We start from the raw sequence: 20,758 nt of genomic DNA, 5'->3' as shown, positions 1-20,758 counted from the left end.
ACGGGTGCCGGATGGTCACGAAACTGTCGTCTCGCGGGTCTAACAGGATCGAAGATCATGTAAGGGACCAGCCATGTCTGTTCGTAGCCACCTCCTGCGCGCCACTGCCCTCGTTCTACTGCCGATGGTAGCCCATGCGGGCGATCTCGCCTTCAGCCCCGTGCCTTTCGCCGCCGATGATGCGGCCAAACGCGCCGCCATCGCCACGCAAAGCGTGACCATCGACGGCAAGGAATATCCGATTGCCTATCATGTGCTGGCGCGTTCCGGCGACAAGTTGGGCGACAACACCTTTGCCGCCCTGACCGACCGCAACGGCAAGATCGTGCAATCCGAAGACGGCTCGGAGCATATCTCGCCGGATGCCGATTTCACCTCGCTGCTGCCGATCGGCAACAAGCTCTATTCGGTGACGCATTTTGAATCGCGCCCGGGTGCGATGTACATCAGCGAGCTGGCACAGGATGCCGAGGGCAACCTGACCGCCATCTCGACCAAGCCGGTAGATTTCGCCTCTTACGGCGGCCTTTGGGTGCCCTGCGCCGGGTCGGTGACGCCTTGGAACACGCATCTCGGGTCCGAAGAATACCCCGCGGATGCCCGCAGCATCGAAGCGGCCACCAGCCTTGATGACATCGACGATTATGCCTTCCCGATGGTGCGCTACGAAGGTCTCGACCCGTCCAAGATGACGCTGGACGAGTTCCGCGCCACCTACAAACCCTACCGCTATGGCTTTCCGACCGAGATCACCGTGACCGAGGACGGTTCGGCCACCGCGCATAAACATTTCTCGATGGGCCGCGTCGCGGTTGAGCTGGCGAAGGTCATGCCGGACCAGAAAACCGCCTATATCTCGGATGATGGCACCAATGTGGGTCTCTTCCGCTTTGTCGCCGACAAAGAGGGCGACCTGAGTGCGGGCACGCTTTACGCTGCGAGATGGGTGCAGACCTCGGATGCGGGCGTGGGCGAGGCCGATCTGCAATGGGTTGATCTGGGCCATGCAATTGATGCCGAGGTGCAGGCCGGGATCGAAGCCGGGACCCAATTCTCGGATCTTTTCGAGACCGCTGACATCAACGAAGATGGCAGCTGCGCCGAGGGCTTCATGTCCTCGAACGCCGAGGGTGCTGCGGAATGTCTGAAGGTGAAGCCGGGCATGGAAATGCTGGCCTCGCGTCTGGAAACCCGCCGCTATGCCTCGATGATGGGGGCCACCACCGAGTTCCGCAAGATGGAAGGCATCGCCTACGATCCCGACCACAACAAGGTCTATCTGTCGATCTCGGAAGTCGGCAAGGCGATGCAGGCCGGGTACAAGGGTGACAAGGGCGGCCGCGACGACATCCGGCTGGAAGAAAACAGCTGTGGCGCGGTCTATCAGCTTGACCTCGACGCGGGCTATACCGCCACGACGATGAAGGGTCTGGTCGCCGGGAAACCGATGAGCAAGGCCGAAACCGAGGCGGCGGCCGATCCCGCCTGTGATCCGACCCACAACATGTGCGGCGCGGCAGCCGAGGTGAACACCTGCGATATCAACGGCATCGCCAACCCGGACAACGTGACCTACATCCCGGGCTACAACACGGTGATCATCGGTGAAGACACGGGCTCGGGGCACCAGAACGACGTGATCTGGTCGATGAACCTCACCGACAATACGCTGACCCGCATCCTGTCGACGCCCTATGGCTCGGAAACCACCTCGCCCTACTGGTACCCGGACGTCAACGGCCACGGCTATCTGATGGCTGTGATCCAGCACCCCTACGGCGAGTCGGATGAAGACAAGCTGACGGATGCCGCCGATGCGCGCGCCTATGTCGGCTATATCGGGCCCTTCCCGCCGCTGGCGCACTAAGCGCCTGCCTCAGGCATGACACCGCGGGGTCCGGATCGCCGGGCCCCGTTTTTCGGGAAGCGATGGCTGCGGAGTAACCGATGCTGCGAATGTCTTTTTGTGCGTTTTTGCTCAGTTCCGGGGCGGCGCTGGCGGTGGATCTGACCCGCACGACACTGGGCAACCCCACAGCCTATATTCCGCCGCAATGCTACACCAAAACCGAAGATGCGGCCGGGAACAGCCACAACCCTTGCCAGACCTGCCATGTCAGCGCGCGGCGGCCGAATTTCGTGAATGACGCCGATCTGCAGCAAAGCTACGCGATGCCGGGGCCCGCGTTGACCAACCCCTGGACCAACCTGTTTGTCGACCGCCGCGCGGTGATTGCCGCGACCGACCCCGCCGAGATCAAAGCGTATGTCGCTGAGGACAACTATCTCGATGCGACCGGCCAGCCGATCCTTGCCGCCAAACTGGCGGCCCTGCCCCCGGCATGGGACAGCAATGGCGACGGTGCCTGGGCGGGCTATGTGCCCGACAGCTATTTTGCCTTTGACGACGAGGGCTTCGACCATGCCCCGGATGGTCGCCTGACCGGCTGGCGCGCCTTTGCCTATCAGCCGCTGCCGGGCGGCTTCTGGCCCACCAATGGTTCGGCCGATGATGTGCTGATCCGCCTGCCCGCCGCCTATCGCGAGGATGCCACCGGGGCCGAGAGCCTTGTGGTCTATAAAACCAACCTCGCGATCACCGAGGCGCTGATCCGCCGCGCCGATGTGGCGATTGCCGCCACCGATGAAGCCACCGTCGGCGTCGATCTCGACCGCGACGGTGTCCTGGACAGCGCCACCCATGTGGCCTTTGCCTTCGCGCCCCTCGAGGGGGTGACCATGCAGTGGGCGGGCCGCGCGGGCACCCTGCCCGGCTCCGAGGCACCACTTGCCGCCGGGCTCTATCCGTTCGGAACCGAGTTCCTGCATTCGGTGCGCTACCTCGCCACCGAGGGCGAAACGGTGACCATGGCGCCGCGGATGAAAGAGCTGCGCTACATGCGCAAATCGCGCTGGCAAACCTATGCCGACCTTGAGGAAGGCGCCTTGGCCGAAAAGAAGGAAGACAGCGATTTCCCGGACCGCACCAAGCAATTCTTCGGATCCGCAGAGGCGGGCATTCCCACCGGCAGCGGCTGGCGGATGCAGGGGTTCATTGAGGATGCCGCCGGAGATTTGCGGCCGCAAAGCTTTGAAGAGACGGTGTTTTGCACCGGCTGTCACGGTGGCGTGGGCACGGTGGACGATTCCACCTTCGCCTTTCCGCGCAAGCTGAGCACCGCCTCTTTCCGCGAGGGCTGGTATCACTGGAGCCAGAAGGGCCTGTCCGGCACGCCCGATCTGATCCGGGCGGATGGCACCGGCGATTATGCCCATTACCTGCGCACCAACCGCGCGGGCGACGAATACCGCGCCAATCGCGCGGTGATCGAAGCTTGGCTGGACGCGGATGGCGCGCTGAGCACCGAGAAGGAAGCCGCGTTGCGCGACGACATCGGGCCGCTGCTGACACCCTCGCCCGGGCGCGCGATGGCGCTGAACGCCGCCTACCGCGATATTGTGCGCGCCCAGAGCTTTGACCGTGGCCGCGACGCCAATCTGACCCCGATGGATGACACCGTCTGGCGCGCGGTCGAGGATGAGCAACCCACCGGCATTGAAACCCCCGAAGCGGCGTGGTTTCCCCGCCGCTGATCTGCCCCACCCGCGATCGGGGGCACCTGCCGACGGCCAGAACTTCGGACGGCCAGATCCTGGGACAGCACGCCTCTGCGCTGCACCACAGGCAGCATGTTGTTGAACGCGGCGGCCTGCCTTCGCGGCACTGCACGTCAGGGGCGGCGGCGCGTCAGGGCGTGCCCCCCGGCTGCGCCCTGCGGGCAAAGGGCACACAGAGCAGCGCCGCAAAGGTCAGCACCGCGATCATCAGCCAGGCATCGTTGATGGCGGAGGTGAGCGCCGCCTTTTCCAGCATCGGCCCAAGAAGGCTTTGGCTGGCCGGGTCCAGCGGTCCGGCGGGCAGCGCTGCCATCATGTCAGCGGGTATGCCGATGAACGCGGCGGTGGCACGATCCCCGGCCTGCAGCTGCGCCAGCAGCGCCGCGGCATGCACCGGGCCGCGCGAATAGATCACCGTGTCAATCAGCGCCAATCCGATGGCCCCGCCCAGATTGCGCATCAGGTTGAAAAGGCCGCTGGCATCGGGCACCTGCTCGGGCGCCAGATGCCCCAACGCCAGCCGGGTGGGCGGCAAAAGGCAGAACATGATCGCCAGCCCCCGCAAGACCTGTGGCCAGAACATCCCCGCAAAATCGGTTTGCGGCGTCTGAACGGCGCTCATCCCCAGCCCGATGGCAAACATCGCAAAGCCAAGCGCCGTCAGCAGACGCGCCTCCGTCCGTTGATCCAGCGCCACCGCCACCGGCGCGATCAGCAATTGCGCCACCCCGGTCACCAACATGATCTTGCCGATCTCAAGCGCCCCATGCCCGCGCACGAAGGCCAGAAACACCGGCATCAGATAGACCGACCCAAAGAGACCAATCCCCAGCACAAAGCTCAGAAGGCTGCTGACCAGAAAATTCCGGTTGCTGAAATTGCGCAACTCCACCACCGGCGGCTGCGCCCGCAGCGTTTTGCGCACAAACCCCGCCCCGCTCAGCGCCGCGAGGGTCAGCAACCCCAGCACCAGCCCCGAGGTCCAGCCGCGCGCGGGCCCCTCTTTCAGCGCAATCTCAAGCGCGCCGAGCGCCACCGCGATCAGCCCCAGCGACACCCAATCCAGTGCTCGGATCAGATCGCGCTGCATCGGGGCGCGGGGCAGCACCGCTGCGGCAACGGCGACGGCCGCAAACCCCGGCAAGACATTGATCAAAAAGAGCCAGTGCCAGGAATAGGTTTCGGTGATCCAGCCGCCGACGACCGGTCCGATCGTGGGCGCGAGCACCGCCAGAACCCCGGCCAGCGTGGTGGCAATCCCCTGTCGCCGCAGCGGGAACAGCAAGAACACCGCCGAGAACACCGCCGGGATCAGCGTCCCCCCCGCCATCCCCTGCAGCACCCGCCAAGTCACGAGTGCGCCAAAACTGTCCGCCGAAGCGCAGCCGAGCGAGGCAAAGGTGAAAAGCGCCGTCGCCCCGACAAAGAGCCCGCGCATGGTCAGGATCCGCATCAACATGCCGGTCAGCGGGATCGCGATCACCTCGGCAATCAGATAGGCGGTCTGCACCCAGCTCATCTGCTCAGGCGCGATGTTCAGCGCGGCCTGTATCTCGGGCAAGGAGGTGGCGACGATCTGCACATCAAGAATGGCCATGAACATGCCGATGCACATGGCCCCGAACCCCAGCCAGGTCGCGGGGCGCACCGGCATCGCCGGTTCAGCCCTCGGCATGCCGGAGCGCCATCTTCAGGCCCGCATTCTCGGCACGGATCCGCACCGTCAGGATGGCCGCGTTGAGGAGCGTGAAGACCAGCGCCACCCAAGGCAGGCCCAGACAGAGGGGCAGCACGGCGATCTCGCCGATCACCACCATGTAATTGGGGTGGTTCACATAGCGAAACGGCCCGCGCGAGACCAGCGTTTCGCCGGGCACGATGATGATCCGGGTCGTCCAGCGCGCGCCCAAAGTGCCCAGCACCCAGATCCGCGCGGCTTGCAGGACGAGAAACACCGCCAGCCAGCGCGGATCCACCGCATGTTCCGCGCCAAAGATCCATAGCGCGCCCAGCCAGGCCGTGTGCAGCGCCACAATCGCCGGATAATGCCCCGGCGCCAGCTCCATCGCGCCCATCGCCAGCAGGGCCCGCGTGTTGCGCTGTGCCAGCCACAATTCTCCCAGACGACCCAGCGTGACAAAGGTCAGCAGTAGCACCGCGCCGGTCATGCGGCCACCTGCAGCGAGACGCAGCTGGCGGTAAAGCCCGGCCCCATCGCGGTCAACAGGGTGCGGGGCGGCAGGCCGGACCGGATGACGCGGTCCAGCACGAAAAGCGCCGTGGGGGCCGACATGTTCCCGAAATCCGCCAGCACCGCGCGCTCATGATCAAGCGCGCCCTGCTCCAGCGTCAGCGCCCGCTCCAGCGCGGTGATGACTTTCGCGCCGCCCGGATGGCAGGCGAAACGGTCGATATCCGTCAGCTTCAACCCGCCGCGCGCCAGAATACCCGCAATCGCAGGCGCGATATTGGCTTCGGCAAAGGGCGGGATCGCGCGGTCAAAGATCACGCCAAGGCCGATGTCATCCACATCCCAGCCCATGATGTCGAGGGTGCCGGGCCAAGTGTGCTGGCCGGACATCTCAACGCGGGCCAGCCCGCCCTCGCCCGCCCGCAGCACACAGGCGGCGGCGCCATCGGCAAAAAGGGCGGTGGCAACGATGTTCTCCTTGGTCAGCTTGTCCATGCGGAAAGCGACCGAGCAAAGCTCAACCGCCACAACGAGGACCGTGCTGCCGGGCCGGGCCTGCGCCAGACGCGCGCCCAGGCTCATCCCTGACACGCCGCCCGCACAGCCAAGCCCAAACACCGGCACCCGCTCAACATCGCTGCGAAACCCCAGCGTCTCGGCCGCGCGGGCATCCAGCGCCGGTGTCGCCAGCCCCGTTGAGGAAATGGTGACCACTGTGTCCACCGCATCCCCCGTCACCCCGGCCGCCGCCAGCGCCTTGGCGGCCGCATCGGTGAAAAGCGCGGTTGCGCCCTCGAGATAGGCGGCATTGCGTTCCGACCAGCCCAAAGGTTTGAGATACCAATCCAGCGGCTGCACCAGATGGCGGCGCAGAATGCCCGAGCTTTCAAACACTTTCACCAGACGCTCGAAATCATCGAACCGCGCCGAAAAGCTCTCATGCGCCACCTGCGCCGCTTCGCGTTGGGTGATCATGTGGACGGGAACCGCCGTGCTGACGGAAAGCAATTTGACAGGATGCGCCACAAAAGCTCCTTTGCCGCCAAGGGGGTCAGAACGCGCGCCCGGGGCGGACCGGGTCTGGTACTGTCCAAAACGCGGGGCGCGCGCGCCCGGTTCCGGCTGGCCCGCACACTAGCCCAAAACACAGGGGAAAATGTGAGCACATCGCCGTGAGGCGCGCGAAAGCCGCCGCTTTGGTCGCGGCGGTGCGCGCAAGTACCTTTTGCACGCATCTTGCCCCCGCCCCCGAAGGTGGCGTCTGGAGATAGGCAGCAAAGGCCGGATCCCGCATAAGGCCCTCGCGCCCGGCATTGGCCATGGCCGCCGACCTCTCCGTTTCACTCCGGGGTTCCACCGTCCGCGAGAAGGCGGGCCGGGCTTTCAGAGGCTGCCACCATTCGGTCATTTCGGGGCGCCGCGCCGACCGCCGCCGCGCTTGCCACATGCAACCCACCGGCAGACATCGGCGGTTGCAAGCCGACCCCCCGCCCGCCAGAGCGCGCGGCTCAGGTGGTTCAGGCAGCCAAGTGCCGCAACAGGGCTGATGCACCGCAAGGCGCGCCCCTGCGGCTGGGTTTGGAGATGGGCACCGGGGGTCGGGGCTTGGGCACCGGCTGATGCGAGGCCAATCCCCTGCGGTTCACGACCGCAGGGAAAACCTGACCGCACTGGCTTCCTGACCGCCCTGGATTCCTGACCGTAAGAGCGGGAACCGAGGTTCGCCGGTCCCGACGCGGCCAAACCCTGAAAGCCGCCGACGCTTCATCTCACAGGACCGCGTGCCCCGCGCAGGCCATTCCCGGGCCAATCCTTCGCCGGATCGCGATGCAGGCGCAGCCATCCCGTGACCGGTCATTGGCTGCGGGCCTGGGGTCCGCGCGGCAATGTCACCGGCACGCGCGGGATCCGCACACGCCAGGGGCCAAAACCCATTGACGCCCATGGCGCGGAACATTCCCCGCCCGCGCGCGTTTGATCTGCGAAAGACACATCACACTTGCGCTTCAGACCTCTGCGCCGCCGCTCGGCCTCAGGCGCAAGAACGAAGCTTCTCTCGCAGACGATATCCACCGCGGGCATGCGCCCAGGGCCAATCGGATCGCCGCGGTCACCGCGGCGGCAAGCCGATGGTCACCATTCACCTCAAGGGAAATGCCCCTGTGCATCCCCGAAAAATTGGAGCCGGATCTATGTCACTTGGACTTTTGCTGTTGATTTTGCTGATTGTCGCCCTTCTGGGCGGGTTCAGCGGACGCTTTGGGGGCTATGGCTATGGATTTGGCCATACCGGGGTGGGCCTGCTGGGCACGGTGCTGATCATCGTGCTTGTCCTGATGGTGTTGGGCCGCATCTGACCCATGACGGGGCGACGCGGGGGAGCCCCCTGCGTCGCCCCCATTGCAGGATCTGTGCGGCACGGCGGCCTGCCCGTTGACCACACGACCAGAGGGCGGCCCGCGAAGGGACCGCCCGTGCCTGTTGCGCCTATTTCGCGAACAGCTGATCGAAATCTGCGAAACCTTTGATTTCAATCGGATTTCCAGAGGGGTCAAAGAAAAACATCGTGCGCTGTTCGCCCGGTTCCCCGGCAAAGCGGACCACCGGCGGAATGTCAAACTCGACGCCGCGGGCGACCAGCCGCGCCGAGAGGTCCAGCCAATCCGACAGCCGCAGGACCGCGCCCATATGCGGCATCATCACCATATGGTCTCCCACCTTGCCGCTGCGCGTGGTGTCAAACGGCTTGCCCAGATGCAGGGACAACTGATGCCCGAAAAAGTCGAAATCGACCCAGGTTTCGGTGGAGCGGCCTTCTTCACAGCCCAGAACATCCCGGTAAAACGTCCGGGTGCTTTCCAGATCGGTGACATGTAGCGCCAGATGGAAGACAGATTTCATCGCGAACCTCCCGCATTGCTCTTGTCTGGCTATCCGTCCCGGAGGCAAAGAAAAAGCAGATTTTGTCCGCCGCGGCACTGGCCTGCCGTCCGGCGGTCCGCGTGGCCGCCCGCTGCCCCGGCGCGGGTGGTCAGTGTGCGGTGCAGGGATTTCACCGAAGCCGTTTCGGAGAGCCATTGGCTTTTCCGGTGGCATCCCGTTCAATAGGGCCGCGCGACGTGGCGGTGCCGATGCCGCTTGCGCCCTGACGGAGACCCCATGCGACCCATCACGCCCGCCAAGACCCGGACCAAGACCCCGCCGCCCGCGGCCGCCGTCACCGCGCGCGACGGCGGGCCCGCACTGTGCCCTGCAGGGCGCCCCCGCTGGCCGGGCGGCAGAGCCGGATGGCTGCGCCATGCCCCCGCCCGCCGGTGCAGCCGGGCGGGGAACCGCCGCCTTTCCCCCTTTGGGCTGCGGGCTGAGGGCAGAAAACCGTGATCCGGTCCACAGAGCATGCGCATATCTTGCGGGCCGGCTTGATGATGACGGTGCAGGATGCCGGGCGGCAGGGCCTCCTGCGCTTTGGGGTCTCGGGATCGGGTGCCATGGACCCGCAGGCGCTGCAGATGGCCAATGCGCTGGTGGGCAATCCGCTGACGGCGGCGGCGGTGGAATTTGCCCATGTCGGCGGCACGCTTCGCTTTGACGACGACCGCTGCATCGCCGTCTGCGGCGCGGTGACAGAGATGCTGATCGCCGGGCGCCCGGTCGCGCCCTGGCAAAGCCATCTGATCCGCGCGGGCGAGGTGTTGAGCATCGGGGCGATGCGGGAAACGGTCTGGGGCTATCTTGCCGTCTCGGGCGGGTTTGACACGCCCGAGGTTCTGGGCGCGCGCGCGACCCATCTGCGGACGCGCCTTGGCGGGGTTGACGGGCGGGTCCTCACGGAGGGCGATGCTGTGCCGCTTGGCCTGCGCGGCGCCGCGCCGAAGGGACAGGAGCCGCAAGAGCCGGGACCGCAGGACGCCACGGGCACCGCACCGGATCTTTGGCGGCGCGCAGATGCACCGCAGACCACGCAGGTGCACGACCCTGCCTGCAACAGACGATTGCACCGTCCCTGGCGCGGACGGAGCGGGCCCATTCATATCGTTCTCGGCCCGCAGGCGGACCATTTCGCGCCCGAGATTGTCGCGCGGCTGCTGCGCTCTCCCTATCGGGTGGGGCAAAAGCGGGACCGCATGGCCATGGTGCTCGAAGGGCCCGCCCTGCCCGCGGCGCGGGGCCATGACATCATTTCAGACGGCACGGTGGCCGGGTCGGTTCAGGTGCCCGGATCGGGACAGCCGATGGTCCTGATGGCGGATCGGCAAACCACCGGCGGCTATCCCAAAATCGCCACGGTGGCGACGGTTGATCTGCCGCGTCTGGCGCAGATGCCTGCAGGCGCGCATTTCCGGTTTCGCGCGATCAGCGCCGCCGTCGCGGAGGACATGCTGATCGCACAACGCAGGGCCTTTGCGGCATCTCTGGCCGATCTCGACGCCCCTCCCGACGATGCGGCCACTGCGCGCGCCCGTCCGGAAGCCGCACCATGAGCACAGAGCTGCAAGCCCGTCGCCACGCATTCCACATTGACCCACCGCCCCGTGAACACCCGGGGCAACCCAACCGTGCCTGTCCGCGGGCATTGGGGCTGCGCCCGGCGCGGTTACGGCCGCTAAGGCTGAGGGCGATGCGACCGGGAGCCCTGCGGCTGGGGCTCCGGCAACGGGAACCACAGCGGATGATGGCGCGCAACTCCACCTCCTCCCACCTCAGGATTGCGTCCTGTCAGCCCGGCAATCCCCGGGCCGCAGACAGATCACCAAAGCGGAGCATCCGGGAATGAAATGTCTGATCGTTCAGCCGGTTCACGCCGATGGACTTGCCCTGCTGCGTGCCAATGGCGTTGAGGCGGTACTCTGCCCCGACCCCACGGACGCCAGCATCCTGCCGCGCATCGGCGCGTGCGAGGCGGTGATCACCCGCGATGCCGGGCTGTCGGCGGCCGCGATTGCCGCGGGCAAACGTTTGCGGGTGGTGGTCGTGCATGGCGCGGGCCATGATGCCGTGGATAAGGAGGCCGCAACACGCCAGGGGGTTCTCGTGTGCAACACGCCGGGGGCGAATGCCCGCTCGGTGGTGGAACTGGCGCTGGGTCTGGCGCTTGCGGCGGCCCGGCGGATCCCGGCAGGCGACCGCGCGGTCCGCGCCGGGCAACACGGATTCCGTGAAGCCTTTCCGACCTTTGAACTGTCCGGCAAGACCGCGTTGATCGTCGGCTGGGGCACGATTGGTGCCGGTCTGGGGCGCATCCTGCGCGACGCTTTCGGCATGCGCGTGCTGATCTACTCGCCCCATGCGCCCTTGGTCGAGGGCTACGAGCGGGTCACCGATCTCACGCAGGGTCTGGCAAAAGCCGACCTGATTTCGCTGCACACGCCGTTGCGCCCGCAAACGCGGGGCCTGATCGGCGCGGCGGCGCTCTCTGCCTGCAAACCGGGGGCAATCCTCGTCAACACCGCCCGCGCCGGGCTGGTTGACGAGGCGGCCCTGGCCGCCGCCCTCGCAAACGGTCAGATCGCGGCCGCAGCGCTCGATGTCTACTCTCCGGAGGCGCCGCAGGGTCCGCTGGCCGCCTTTGCGCAGGTGATCTTCACCCCGCATCAGGGCGGCGCCACGCGTGAGGCTCTGTCGCGGGTTGCTCTGGGCAGCGTGGGCCATGTGCTGACCGCCCTGGCGGGGCAGATCCCCGAAACCGCCCTCAACAGCCCGCCGGGCTGGCCCGGACAGGCCACATCGGCGTGAGCGACATGGCTTTTTGCCCGGCAGAACCCTGATGCGCCCCAAGGGTCCGCCGTCCGGGGCCGCCATCCGGGGCCGCCATCCGGGGCAGCTTCCGCCACCGGCCCCTTGCGCCCTCTGCCGCGGCGTGTACCCTGTCCCTGCCTTCCTCACCCAAAGAGCATTCCCTGCCACAAGGAACCGTCATGCCACCTGCCCTCTCTGCCGCCGGCATGCCGCGCATCCTGCCCGCCGGAGACAGCGCTCTGGTGGTTGAATTTGGTATTCAGATCTCGGAAAGCCTTCACGATCAGGTGGTTGCGCTGGATCAATTGCTGACGCAGGCCCCCCCCGATGGCGTCACAGAATGGGTGCCCACCTACCGTTCGGTGATGGTGTGCTATGACCCCGGCCGCATCCGCGGTGCGGCACTGCAGGCGGAACTGACCGCGATGCTCACGCGGCTGCAGCCCGGCCAGCACCAGCCTCGGCGGTGGCATGTGCCCGTGCTTTACGGTGCGGCGGCGGGTCTTGACCTTGATGAGCTGGCCGCGATGAAAGGGCTGACACCCGCGGCGCTGATCGCGCTGCATGCCTCGGTGGAATACCGGGTCTATATGATCGGATTTGCCCCCGGGTACACCTATCTCGGCGGCCTGCCGGAGCTGCTGCACACCCCGCGCCTTGCGGTGCCGCGGCAGATGACCCCGGCGGGCGGCATCTCCATCGGCGGTGCGCAGGCCAGTGTGGGGGCGCTTGCGGGGCCGAGTGGCTGGCGTTTTCTGGGCCGGACACCCTTGCGCAGTTTTGATCCCCGACGCGCCGAGCCTTTCGTGTTCCGCGCAGGTGACAGCCTGCGTTTCCATCCGGTTACGGCAGCAGAGGCGGAGAGGCTCGACGCGCAATCCGAGGCCGGAGAGATCTGCGCCGAGTGCGAACCGACCGGCTGAACAAGCGCATCCTGCGGCGCGTCATCACGCCGGTCGGATGCCCCCCTCCCCCGGGGGACGCGGCGGCGGTCAGGGCGCAGGACCCGCGCGCCACCGCCAGGATGGCGGCCTGCGCGTTCAGTTTGCGGCGAGCACCGTTTTCAGAAACTCCCGCGTCCGTTCCTCCTGTGGATCGGTGAAGAGTTCCTCCGGCGGACCCGATTCACAGATCTGGCCCTGATCGAAGAACAGAACACGGTCCGAAATCTCGCGGGCAAAGCGCATCTCATGCGTCACCAGCAGCATCGTCAGATCATGTTCCGCCGCGAGTTGGCCGATCACCGTCAGCACTTCGCCCACCAGCTCGGGGTCCAGCGCCGAGGTGGGTTCATCAAACAGCAGGATGCTGGGGCGCATCGCCAGCGCCCGGGCAATCCCCACGCGCTGTTGTTGCCCGCCCGACAGCTGATGCGGGAATTTCTCGGCGTGATCGCTCAGACCCACCAGCTCCAACAGGTCGAGCGCGCGCGCGCGGGCCTCGGCGCGGCTCAGCCCCAGCACCTGCACCGGCGCTTCGGTGATGTTGCGCACCACACTCATATGCGGGAAGAGGTTGAAGGACTGGAAGACCATCCCCAACTGCCCGCGCATGCGGCGCAAATGCGCCTCCGAGGCGGGTTTAAGACCCGGCCCGTCAGGTTCATGCCACAAAGGCTCTCCCCCGACATAGACGACGCCGCCCTCGATCCCCTCCAGGGTCATCAGGATGCGCAGGACCGTGGATTTGCCGGACCCCGACGGCCCGATGATCGAGACCTTTTCGCCGGGCATCACCTCAAAGCTCAGCTGGTCAAGGACGGTGTGATCGCCGAAGCGTTTGACGACCTTGTCGAATTTCACAATCGGTTTGGCGTTCTGGGTGGTGTTCGCAGTGTCAGCGACGGGATTGCTCATTTCAGCGGCACTCCGTGTTGCGGCAGGTGGCGGTCAAGCGCGCGCACCCCGGCCGAGGCGATAAGGGTCATGATCAGATAGAGGCCGCCCACCATCGAGAGTGGGATCAGATAGTTGAAGGTGCGGTCGCCGATGATCCGGGCGACATTCAGCATCTCCAGTACCGTCACCACCGACAGGACCGGCACGTCTTTCATGATCGAGACCAGATAATTGCCCAAGGCAGGCACGATGCGGGGCAGCGCCTGGGGCAGGATGACATGGGTGAAATTCCGCGCGGCGGTCAGGTTCAGCGCCCGCGCCGCTTCGCGCTGGCCGCGCGCCACCGCCTCCAGCCCGGCGCGGTAGACCTCGGAGGTATAGGCGCTGTATTGCAGCCCCAAAGCCAGCGCACCCGTCATGAAGGCGGGCAGGATGATCCCGTAATCGGGCAGGACGTAGTAGAGAAAGAAAAGCTGGGCGAGCAGCGGCGTGTCCCGCAGAAACTCGGTGATCACCCCGGCAGGCCAGCGGATGAGGCGCAGCGGCGCGGCCTTGAGCAGCGCCAGCACCAGCCCGAGGATCAGCGCCACCACAAAGCCCAGAAGCGTTGCCTGCACCGTCACCCAGAGCCCGCGCAGCAGGATCGGCAGGATCGAAAGCGCGAAGGCCCCGGGGCTCGAGATGTCCCATTCGTACCCAAATAGCATGTGTTACCTCCGCACCGGACGCCAGCGGCCCACGGCCCGCTCGGTGGCGCGCATGATCGCGGTCAAGACCAGCGCCATGCCGAAATACATCAACAAGAGCAGCGAATAGACGCCGATGCTGTCTTGGGTGAAATTGCGGATCTGCTCGGCGCGGAAGGTCAGATCGCCCAGCGAGATCAGCGAGACGAGCGCCGTATCCTTGAGGTTTTGCACCGCGAGATTGCCAAAGGAGGGCATCATTTCGGGCAAAGCCTGCGGCAGTGCGATGCGCCAGAGGCTCTGGCGGGGCGTGAAGTTCAGCGCCCGCGCGGCCTCTGCCTGGCCCGGCTTGACCGATTGCAACGCGCCGCGCACCACTTCGGCGCCATAGGCCCCGATGTTCAGCCCCAGCGCCGCCACCCCCGCCACGACGGGCGGAATGCGCAGATCAAGCCCGATCGCCTGACCGGCCAGCGGCAGCGCGAAATAGAGCCAAAAGAGCTGCACCAAGAGCGAGGTGCCGCGAAAAACCTCAACGTAAACCACCGCCAGCCCGCGCAGCAACGGGTTGCGGGAGAGCTTCCCCATCCCGCCTGCAAAGGCCATCACCGCCCCGAGAAGGGTCGAGTAGAAGGTCAGCTGAACCGTGACCCAGGCCCCTTGTGACAGCGGGCCAAGATAGTCTGTCCAATGCATTGCGCATCCTTTGAAAGCGGAAACGAGGGGGCGGGGGTCGATCCCCCCGCCCCGCCCAAACACCAAACGGCACTATCTCAGCTGCCGCAAAGCTCGGCGCCGGTCTTCTCGGTCGAGCCTTTGGTATCGGCCTCGGTAAAGCCATAGCCGGTGACGGTGTCGTGCCATTCCGGCGTGGCCTTATAGGCGGCCAGCGCGGTGTTCACCGCATCGCGCAGCTCTTCATTGCCCTGTGCAAAGGTGAAGCCCCCCCAGCTGCGCGCCGGGGTGCCGTCGATCACCGGGTCGGTGAAATCATCCACGACCGCCACCTTGTCACTCTGCGAGGCAAGGCCCGAGGCGGTGAGGCTGGTCGCGGCATAGGCATCCGCCCGGCCCGTCGACACGGTGGAGATGGCATCGGCGTTGGAGCCGATCATCACCAGGTTTTCCTCTGGCACGCCCAGTTTCTGCATCATGGCCAGCTGATCGGCGCCCGACATGATCGCCACTTTCAGCTCGGGGTTCTTGGCGAAATCACCATAGGCCGTAACACCCTTGGGATTGTCGGCGGCGACCAAAAGCCCCTCGCCATAAGAGGTGTTGGGGTTGGAGAAGAGCACCTGCTGGCAACGCTCGGGCAGGATCGCCATTTCGGCGGCCACCATATCGAAACGGTCGGCCTGCAGGCCCGGGATCAGCGCCGAGAAATTGGTGGTCACCCATTCGATATTCTCGATGCCAAGATCGGCCACGATCTTTTTGGCGACATCCGGGCCTGCGCCCATCGCCTCGCCATTCGGGTCGACATAGCCATAGGGAATTTCATTGGCCACGGCGATGCGGATGGTGCCCTTGGCCTTGATCTCTTCCAGCGTCGCGGCACCCGCCATCGGGGCGCCGAGTGTGGCGCCCAGAGCGGCGGTGGTCATCACGGCAATCGCGGTACGGTTCAACAGCATAAGATCTTCCTTTCGGGTTGGGGTCAGGCCACCGCGTCCAAGACGGGATCAGCACGGGTGGCACGTTGCGCAGTGGTCGCGGTCGTCTGCGCGGAGGATTGGGGGTCGGCAGCGGTCTCTTTGGCGGCCGGAGCGGAGGCGGCATCGCGGCCTGAATCCCGGGCGGCATCGCGGTCGGCATCCCGGGCGGGGGTGGTTTCGACCAATCCCTGATGCAAGGCCCGGATCGCCTGATCGTAATCGGCATCCTCCACGATCACCTGCAAATCGACGCGGCGCATCTGATCGAGCAGGCCCAGCGGCTCGATCCCTGCCGCATGCAGCGTTTGCAGCGTGGTGCGCAGCACCCCGGCACCGCCCAGATCGCGGCCAATCGCCGAGACCAGCGCCACTTTGCGCAGCCGGATCGCGGCGGCGGGATAGGCCTCGGCCAGTTCCGCCTCGGCCTGCCGGATCGCCTGCATCGCGCCTTTCAGGTAATGCGTGATCGTATTGGCGTTCGAGGCTTTGGAGACGATCCAGACCTTGTGCCGGTTGAGCGCGGCAAGGATGGCCGCATCATAGCCTTTGACGCCAACCATATCGGGGTCGTGAAACTCAAAGGCAAAGACGCCCCGCAGCCCGGTGACAATGTCAACGCGCGGCGCTTCGGCGGCCAGATCGGCGCGGATCACCGTGCCCTGATGCGCGGGTTCAAAGGCGTTTTTCACCCGCAGCGGAATGCCCGCTTGCCGCAAGCCCTTGGCCGCACTCGGGTGGATGGCCTCCATCCCAAGGTTGGAGAGCTGATCGGCCACGTCATAATTCGTCTCGCCGATCACCCGCACGGCATCGGTGCCCACCAGCCGCGGATCGGCGGAGGAGAGGTGGAATTCCTTGTGGATCACCGCCTCGCGCGCGCCGGTGACGACGGCCATCCGCGAGAGGGTAACTTCGCTGTACCCGCGATCATAACTCTTCATCAGCTTTTCGCGGCATTGCGCATAGCCGGTGACAATCGCCAGTTCGCGCGTCAGATCCACGTCCTGCAACGCCGCGCGGATCGTCTCGTCCAGCGACAGCGGCGCGCCACCGCACCAGCCGGTCAGATCGACAAAGCGCGCCTTGACGCCAAGGCTGTTGAGCAACAGCGCCGTGTTGAACGCCGATTGCGCCTCGCCCAGCGAAGCCAGCATTTCGCGCAGGGTGAGCATGTGTTCCGCCAGCTGGAAATGCCCGAAGGAACAGAGCCGCCCCAGATCACTGAGGCACGAGCGCACCCCGTCCAACCGCTCGGTCAGAAAACGATCGGCTGTGGCGCGGGCCTCGGGATCGGTGAAGATCGCGGCGTTCAGCGCCAGCATTTTCGCGCCGGTCTCGTCCAGCGCTTCTTGCCAGTCGCTGCCCCGGCCGGGGTCGGTGAACAGCGCATAGACGCCGGGCGTGCCCGACTTTTTATGCTCCAGGAGCGCGTCGGTCACCCCGGCATAGGCCGAAACGACAAAGATCCGGTTGTAGAGCGCGGCCCCCTGACGGGTGCCGATCAGCACCGTGTCCAAAAGCTCTTGCGTGCGCGACATCGAGGTGCCGCCGATTTTCTCAACAGTATGGGTCATGGTTCTCCCGGCGCAGCGCCCGGGCGGGCGCTGCGGCATGTTCAATGGTCAGGACGGATCCGGTCAGGCGAAGGTGCCATCTTCCAGCGTGATCGGCGCTTTCGGCTGCCGGTTGCTCAGGAAATCCGGGCGCGGTGCCGGTGCGGCATAGGGCGCGCGCAAACGGTTCGACCAGGCGTTGTAGACAAAGAAGGCATTCGAGCGCGGGAAAGGCGTGATATTGCCGTTCGAGCCGTGCAAGACGTTGCAATCAAACAAGATCACCGTGCCCGCTTTGCCCGAGGCATAATCGATGCCATGCGTCTCGGCCATCCGCGCCAGGCTCTCTTGCGAGGGCACGCCGATCTCTTGCTTTTTCAGCGACTGCGCATGGTTGTTCTCGGGCGTTTCGCCCGCGCAGGCGATGAACTGGCGGTGCGAGCCGGGGATCAGCATCAAGGGCCCGTTCAGCGCGGAATTGTCGGTGAGCAGGATCGAGGCCGAGATGGCGCGCATCCGTGGCATGCCGTCCTCGGCGTGCCAGGTCTCGAAATCCGAATGCCAGTAGAATTCCTTGCCGGTGAAGCCCGGTTTGTAGTTCAGCCGCGACTGGTGCAGGTAAAGCGCGTCGCCCAAGAGCTGCTGCACCCGGCCCGCCACCCGCGCATCGCGGGCCAGACGGTCAAAGAGCCGGTTGTTTTCATCGAGCCGAAAGACGGTGCGCACGGCCGCGTCATTGCCGGGCTCGGCAATCACATCTTCGGGCGGCAGATTGCCACCGCCGGTGCGCAGATGCTGCGCCTCGGCGGTCAGCGCGGCCACTTCCGCATCGGAAAACAGACCCTTCAGCACCAGATAGCCGTTCTGGTCAAAGCTCTGCACTTCCGCCTCGGTCAGCGCCGCTTTGCCCGCAGGCGCCACGGCGGCTTCCTGCGGCCAGACCACCGGGTCTTTGCGCGGCAGCCAGCTCTCGGATTTCAGGCGGGTCGGATAATCGTCGGATTGATTCTGGGCGTCCAGCATCGGATCCTCCTTCGGCGTCTCAGGCGGTTTCAGAAACAGGTTCGATCTCGGCGGCCGGGGCATAAGAGCCATCTGCGCGGTGCACTTCCTGCCCGGTTACCGGCGGGTTGAACGAGCAGGCCATGACCAGTTCGGTCTCGGCGGTCAGGCGGTGCTTGTCGTGCAGGTTCAGCGCATAGATCACCCCGGGCTTGATCGGATGCACCTGACCCGTGGCCAGATCCTCAATGCTCCCGGTGCCGGACACACAGTAGACACTTTCGAAATGGTGTTTGTAGTGAAACACATGCGAGGTGCCCGGATGGATGCGGGTGATGTGAAAGCTGAAGCCCATGCCATCTTCGGCCAGCAAAAGCCGGGTGCTGTCCCAGCCGTCGGCATTGACCAGACGGTTGGTTTGGCGGGCGTCGTTCAGATCGCGAACAATCATGGGGGTCTCCTTATTCAGCTGCGGTGCGCCAGGCGGCCATTTCGCGCGCGAAGGCGGTTTCCAGAATGTCGAGCCCGGCGGCGAATTGCGCGGGCGCAATGGTCAGCGGCGCGAGGATCTTGACGATCTCATCATGGCTGCCCGAGGTTTCGATGATCAGGCCCTTGTCGAAACAGGCCTTGCAGATGGCGGCGGCGGCTTCGCCACTGCCCGCATTGATGCCGCGCATCATGCCACGCCCGCGCAAGGTGGTGCCATGCGCATCGGCGATCTCTTGCAGGCGCGCCTCAAGGAAGGCGGCCTTTTCGGCGACAGCTTCGGCGAATTCATCATCGGCCCAGAACTTTTCGATCGTCGCCGTGGCGGTGACGAAGGCATGGTTGTTGCCGCGGAAGGTGCCGTTGTGCTCGGCGGGCGACCAGATGTCATGCTCGGGCTTCATCAGCGTCAGCGCCAGCGGCAGACCCATCCCCGAGAGCGATTTCGCCATGGTGATGATGTCGGGCGAAAGGCCCATCCCCTCAAAGCTGAAGAAGCCGCCGGTGCGGCCACAGCCCGCCTGAATATCGTCGATGATGAACAGCGCGCCATGGTCACGCGCGATGCTCTCGATCCGGCGCAGCCATTCGGGGGAGGCCGCGTTCAGACCGCCCTCGCCCTGCACGGTTTCGACGATGATCGCAGCCGGGGCGTCAATGCCGCCCGAGGGGTCGGCCAGTTGCTGCGCCAAGAGTTCAGCGGTGTCGATCTCGGTGCCGTAATAGCCATCATAGGCCGCGCGGGTGACGCCGTTCAGCGGGATGGCAGCACCGGCGCGGTGCTTGCCATTGCCGGTCGCGGCGAGGGCACCCAAGGTGACACCGTGAAAGCCGTTGGTGAAGGAAATCACATTGCTGCGGCCCGTCACCTTGCGCGCGAGTTTCATCGCCGCCTCAACCGCATTCGCCCCGGTGGGGCCGGTGAACTGCAGCCGGTAGCGCATGTCGCGCGGCTTGAGGATGTGACGCTCGAACGCGCTGAGGAATTTTTCCTTGGCATCGGTGAACATGTCCAGCCCATGCGCAATGCCATCGCGGCTGATGTAGGCGAGCAAGGCCGCCTTCAGATCCGGGTCGTTATGGCCATAGTTCAGCGAGGAGCAGCCCGCGAGGAAATCGGTATATTCGCGGCCATCGGTGCCGTGGATCGTGGCGCCGGTGGCGCGGTCAAACAGACGCGGAAAGCTGCGCGAATAGGAACGAACCTGGCTCTCGACGCGGGTGAAGGCGGTGCTGTTGATCGGCTTGTTCATGGAAAACTCCCAATAGGTCTTGCGGTCAGGCATCCTGCGGATGCGGGACCTTTTCAAATGAAGTGGCGGCGGCGGTCGCAGGAAGGGCCTGCGCCGCGAATGGCCCAAGGATCACCCGGCGCTCGCTGGCATGGCTTCCGTCCAGATGCCGGTCACGGTCCAGCCATTCCTGGGAGCGCATGGGGGCGTTGAGACGCCGGGCGACGCTCTCGAAAAAGCGCCAGGAGGCGGTGTTCTCGCGGGTGATGCTGCATTCGAGATGCCGGATGCCGGACAACGCTGGGCGGCCCAACAGCTCGGCGATCATCGCTTGCGCCAGACCCAGACCCCGGGCCTCGGGGCTGGTGCAGATCTGCCAGACAAAGAGCGTGTCGGGCTGCATCGGCGGCACATAGCCCGAGACCCAGCCCAGGAGCGCGCCCCCGCGCTCGGCCAGAACGCAGGTGCCTGCGAAATGCGTGCTTTGCAGCAAGTTGCAGTAGAGCGAATTGGCATCCAGCGCGCCGGACGCCCGCACGAGGCGCGCAATCTCGGCGCCGTCTTCCGCGCGCGGCGCGCGCAGGGCCACATCTTGCGCGGCAATCGACAATTTCCGCAGGCTTGGGTTGTGTTGCATGGGCACTCCGAAACTCTTTGGTTGCGGCAATATTGCTTAGTTTGCACTAAACATCAACCCTAGCGTCTGACTTTTGCCGAAGCGACCGCCTTGGTCTCCCCCGCGAATACCCCATTAA

The 20,758-nt window shown here is 65.6% G+C and carries 19 protein-coding genes; 6 read left to right on the top strand and 13 right to left on the bottom strand.

Annotated elements, in window-relative coordinates; all coding sequences use genetic code 11:
- Positions 1–73: 73 nt before the first annotated feature.
- Positions 74–1,867: a PhoX family protein gene (locus ACEN2S_RS14845; RefSeq protein WP_441867119.1), complete on the top strand. Its 1,794-nt coding sequence runs from the start codon at positions 74–76 to the stop codon at positions 1,865–1,867.
- 80 nt (positions 1,868–1,947) lie between these two features.
- Entirely contained in the window at positions 1,948–3,594 is a 1,647-nt protein-coding gene (locus ACEN2S_RS14840; protein WP_441867117.1) for a hypothetical protein, read from the top strand.
- Between the two features lie 154 nt (positions 3,595–3,748).
- Here the strand turns inward: ACEN2S_RS14840 and ACEN2S_RS14835 are convergent, their stop codons facing one another.
- Genes ACEN2S_RS14835 through ACEN2S_RS14825 form a run of 3 tightly spaced genes read right to left on the bottom strand, consistent with a single transcriptional unit; the run spans position 3,749 to position 6,835 of the window.
- Positions 3,749–5,293: a DHA2 family efflux MFS transporter permease subunit gene (locus ACEN2S_RS14835; protein WP_441867115.1), complete on the bottom strand. Its 1,545-nt coding sequence runs from the start codon at positions 5,291–5,293 to the stop codon at positions 3,749–3,751.
- A complete protein-coding gene (locus ACEN2S_RS14830; protein WP_441867112.1) occupies positions 5,280–5,786 on the bottom strand; it encodes an isoprenylcysteine carboxyl methyltransferase family protein in 507 nt (168 codons plus the stop codon). The genes ACEN2S_RS14835 and ACEN2S_RS14830 overlap by 14 nt, the downstream gene beginning before the upstream one ends.
- Positions 5,783–6,835 carry a type III polyketide synthase gene (locus ACEN2S_RS14825; protein ID WP_441867110.1) on the bottom strand — a complete coding sequence of 351 codons (1,053 nt, stop codon included), beginning with the start codon at positions 6,833–6,835 and terminating at the stop codon, positions 5,783–5,785. Before ACEN2S_RS14825 ends, ACEN2S_RS14830 begins: the two co-directional genes overlap by 4 nt.
- A 1,166-nt stretch (positions 6,836–8,001) precedes the next feature.
- Between ACEN2S_RS14825 and ACEN2S_RS14820 the strand changes: the two genes are divergently transcribed.
- A complete protein-coding gene (locus tag ACEN2S_RS14820) occupies positions 8,002–8,166 on the top strand; it encodes a DUF3309 family protein (protein ID WP_441867108.1) in 165 nt (54 codons plus the stop codon).
- A gap of 130 nt (positions 8,167–8,296) precedes the next feature.
- Here ACEN2S_RS14820 and ACEN2S_RS14815 read toward each other — a convergent pair whose 3' ends face one another.
- A complete protein-coding gene (locus ACEN2S_RS14815; RefSeq protein ID WP_441867106.1) occupies positions 8,297–8,710 on the bottom strand; it encodes a VOC family protein in 414 nt (137 codons plus the stop codon).
- A gap of 476 nt (positions 8,711–9,186) precedes the next feature.
- On the opposite strand from ACEN2S_RS14815, the gene ACEN2S_RS14810 reads away from it, so the two are divergent.
- From ACEN2S_RS14810 to pxpB, 3 genes are all read left to right on the top strand, one after another.
- Complete coding sequence (locus ACEN2S_RS14810; protein WP_441867104.1) at positions 9,187–10,290, top strand: biotin-dependent carboxyltransferase family protein; 1,104 nt, start codon at positions 9,187–9,189, stop codon at positions 10,288–10,290.
- A 289-nt stretch (positions 10,291–10,579) separates the two neighbouring features.
- Positions 10,580–11,542: an NAD(P)-dependent oxidoreductase gene (locus ACEN2S_RS14805; RefSeq protein WP_441867102.1), complete on the top strand. Its 963-nt coding sequence runs from the start codon at positions 10,580–10,582 to the stop codon at positions 11,540–11,542.
- A 182-nt stretch (positions 11,543–11,724) separates the two neighbouring features.
- Positions 11,725–12,468 (top strand): 5-oxoprolinase subunit PxpB, encoded by a 744-nt coding sequence (gene pxpB, locus ACEN2S_RS14800; protein WP_441867099.1) that lies wholly within the window; start codon positions 11,725–11,727, stop codon positions 12,466–12,468.
- A 117-nt stretch (positions 12,469–12,585) separates the two neighbouring features.
- Here pxpB and ehuA read toward each other — a convergent pair whose 3' ends face one another.
- The 9 genes from ehuA to ectA form a co-directional block, all read right to left on the bottom strand.
- Entirely contained in the window at positions 12,586–13,401 is an 816-nt protein-coding gene (gene ehuA, locus ACEN2S_RS14795) for an ectoine/hydroxyectoine ABC transporter ATP-binding protein EhuA (protein ID WP_441867096.1), read from the bottom strand.
- The gene (ehuD, locus tag ACEN2S_RS14790; RefSeq protein WP_441867092.1) at positions 13,398–14,090 is read right to left on the bottom strand and encodes an ectoine/hydroxyectoine ABC transporter permease subunit EhuD; all 693 of its coding nucleotides are present in this window, start codon (positions 14,088–14,090) and stop codon (positions 13,398–13,400) included. The genes ehuA and ehuD overlap by 4 nt, the downstream gene beginning before the upstream one ends.
- A 3-nt stretch (positions 14,091–14,093) precedes the next feature.
- Positions 14,094–14,765: an ectoine/hydroxyectoine ABC transporter permease subunit EhuC gene (gene ehuC, locus ACEN2S_RS14785; RefSeq protein ID WP_441867089.1), complete on the bottom strand. Its 672-nt coding sequence runs from the start codon at positions 14,763–14,765 to the stop codon at positions 14,094–14,096.
- A 77-nt stretch (positions 14,766–14,842) separates the two neighbouring features.
- Positions 14,843–15,706: an ectoine/hydroxyectoine ABC transporter substrate-binding protein EhuB gene (gene ehuB, locus ACEN2S_RS14780; protein WP_441867086.1), complete on the bottom strand. Its 864-nt coding sequence runs from the start codon at positions 15,704–15,706 to the stop codon at positions 14,843–14,845.
- Between the two features lie 23 nt (positions 15,707–15,729).
- A complete protein-coding gene (locus ACEN2S_RS14775) occupies positions 15,730–17,301 on the bottom strand; it encodes an aspartate kinase (RefSeq protein ID WP_441867083.1) in 1,572 nt (523 codons plus the stop codon).
- A 63-nt stretch (positions 17,302–17,364) separates the two neighbouring features.
- Positions 17,365–18,303, bottom strand: coding sequence for an ectoine hydroxylase (gene thpD / locus ACEN2S_RS14770; RefSeq protein WP_441867080.1), 939 nt, complete (start codon positions 18,301–18,303; stop codon positions 17,365–17,367).
- A 19-nt stretch (positions 18,304–18,322) separates the two neighbouring features.
- Positions 18,323–18,733 (bottom strand): ectoine synthase, encoded by a 411-nt coding sequence (locus tag ACEN2S_RS14765; protein ID WP_441867077.1) that lies wholly within the window; start codon positions 18,731–18,733, stop codon positions 18,323–18,325.
- Positions 18,734–18,743: 10 nt separating this feature from the next.
- On the bottom strand, positions 18,744–20,024 hold the full coding sequence (gene ectB, locus ACEN2S_RS14760; protein ID WP_441867075.1) for a diaminobutyrate--2-oxoglutarate transaminase: 1,281 nt from the start codon (positions 20,022–20,024) through the stop codon (positions 18,744–18,746).
- Positions 20,025–20,049: 25 nt separating this feature from the next.
- Entirely contained in the window at positions 20,050–20,640 is a 591-nt protein-coding gene (ectA, locus tag ACEN2S_RS14755; protein ID WP_441867072.1) for a diaminobutyrate acetyltransferase, read from the bottom strand.
- Positions 20,641–20,758 lie beyond the last annotated feature (118 nt).

It is taken from the genome of Phaeovulum sp. W22_SRMD_FR3 (assembly GCF_052113705.1).
GTDB lineage: Bacteria > Pseudomonadota > Alphaproteobacteria > Rhodobacterales > Rhodobacteraceae > JBGQOG01.
Note: the sequence above shows the minus strand (reverse complement) of the source record. Positions and strands in the feature narration are given on the sequence as shown.

Coding starts and splice junctions, on each gene's coding strand:
- ACEN2S_RS14815 (WP_441867106.1), bottom strand. CDS start 8,710: ATGAAATCTGTCTTCCATCTGGCGCTACATGTCACCGATCTGGAAAGC.
- thpD (WP_441867080.1), bottom strand. CDS start 18,303: ATGCTGGACGCCCAGAATCAATCCGACGATTATCCGACCCGCCTGAAA.
- ACEN2S_RS14835 (WP_441867115.1), bottom strand. CDS start 5,293: ATGCCGAGGGCTGAACCGGCGATGCCGGTGCGCCCCGCGACCTGGCTG.
- ACEN2S_RS14830 (WP_441867112.1), bottom strand. CDS start 5,786: ATGACCGGCGCGGTGCTACTGCTGACCTTTGTCACGCTGGGTCGTCTG.
- ehuD (WP_441867092.1), bottom strand. CDS start 14,090: ATGCTATTTGGGTACGAATGGGACATCTCGAGCCCCGGGGCCTTCGCG.
- ehuB (WP_441867086.1), bottom strand. CDS start 15,706: ATGCTGTTGAACCGTACCGCGATTGCCGTGATGACCACCGCCGCTCTG.
- ACEN2S_RS14840 (WP_441867117.1), top strand. CDS start 1,948: ATGCTGCGAATGTCTTTTTGTGCGTTTTTGCTCAGTTCCGGGGCGGCG.
- ACEN2S_RS14765 (WP_441867077.1), bottom strand. CDS start 18,733: ATGATTGTTCGCGATCTGAACGACGCCCGCCAAACCAACCGTCTGGTC.
- ACEN2S_RS14845 (WP_441867119.1), top strand. CDS start 74: ATGTCTGTTCGTAGCCACCTCCTGCGCGCCACTGCCCTCGTTCTACTG.
- ACEN2S_RS14820 (WP_441867108.1), top strand. CDS start 8,002: ATGTCACTTGGACTTTTGCTGTTGATTTTGCTGATTGTCGCCCTTCTG.
- ehuA (WP_441867096.1), bottom strand. CDS start 13,401: ATGAGCAATCCCGTCGCTGACACTGCGAACACCACCCAGAACGCCAAA.
- ectA (WP_441867072.1), bottom strand. CDS start 20,640: ATGCAACACAACCCAAGCCTGCGGAAATTGTCGATTGCCGCGCAAGAT.
- ACEN2S_RS14805 (WP_441867102.1), top strand. CDS start 10,580: ATGAAATGTCTGATCGTTCAGCCGGTTCACGCCGATGGACTTGCCCTG.
- ectB (WP_441867075.1), bottom strand. CDS start 20,024: ATGAACAAGCCGATCAACAGCACCGCCTTCACCCGCGTCGAGAGCCAG.
- pxpB (WP_441867099.1), top strand. CDS start 11,725: ATGCCACCTGCCCTCTCTGCCGCCGGCATGCCGCGCATCCTGCCCGCC.
- ACEN2S_RS14775 (WP_441867083.1), bottom strand. CDS start 17,301: ATGACCCATACTGTTGAGAAAATCGGCGGCACCTCGATGTCGCGCACG.
- ehuC (WP_441867089.1), bottom strand. CDS start 14,765: ATGCATTGGACAGACTATCTTGGCCCGCTGTCACAAGGGGCCTGGGTC.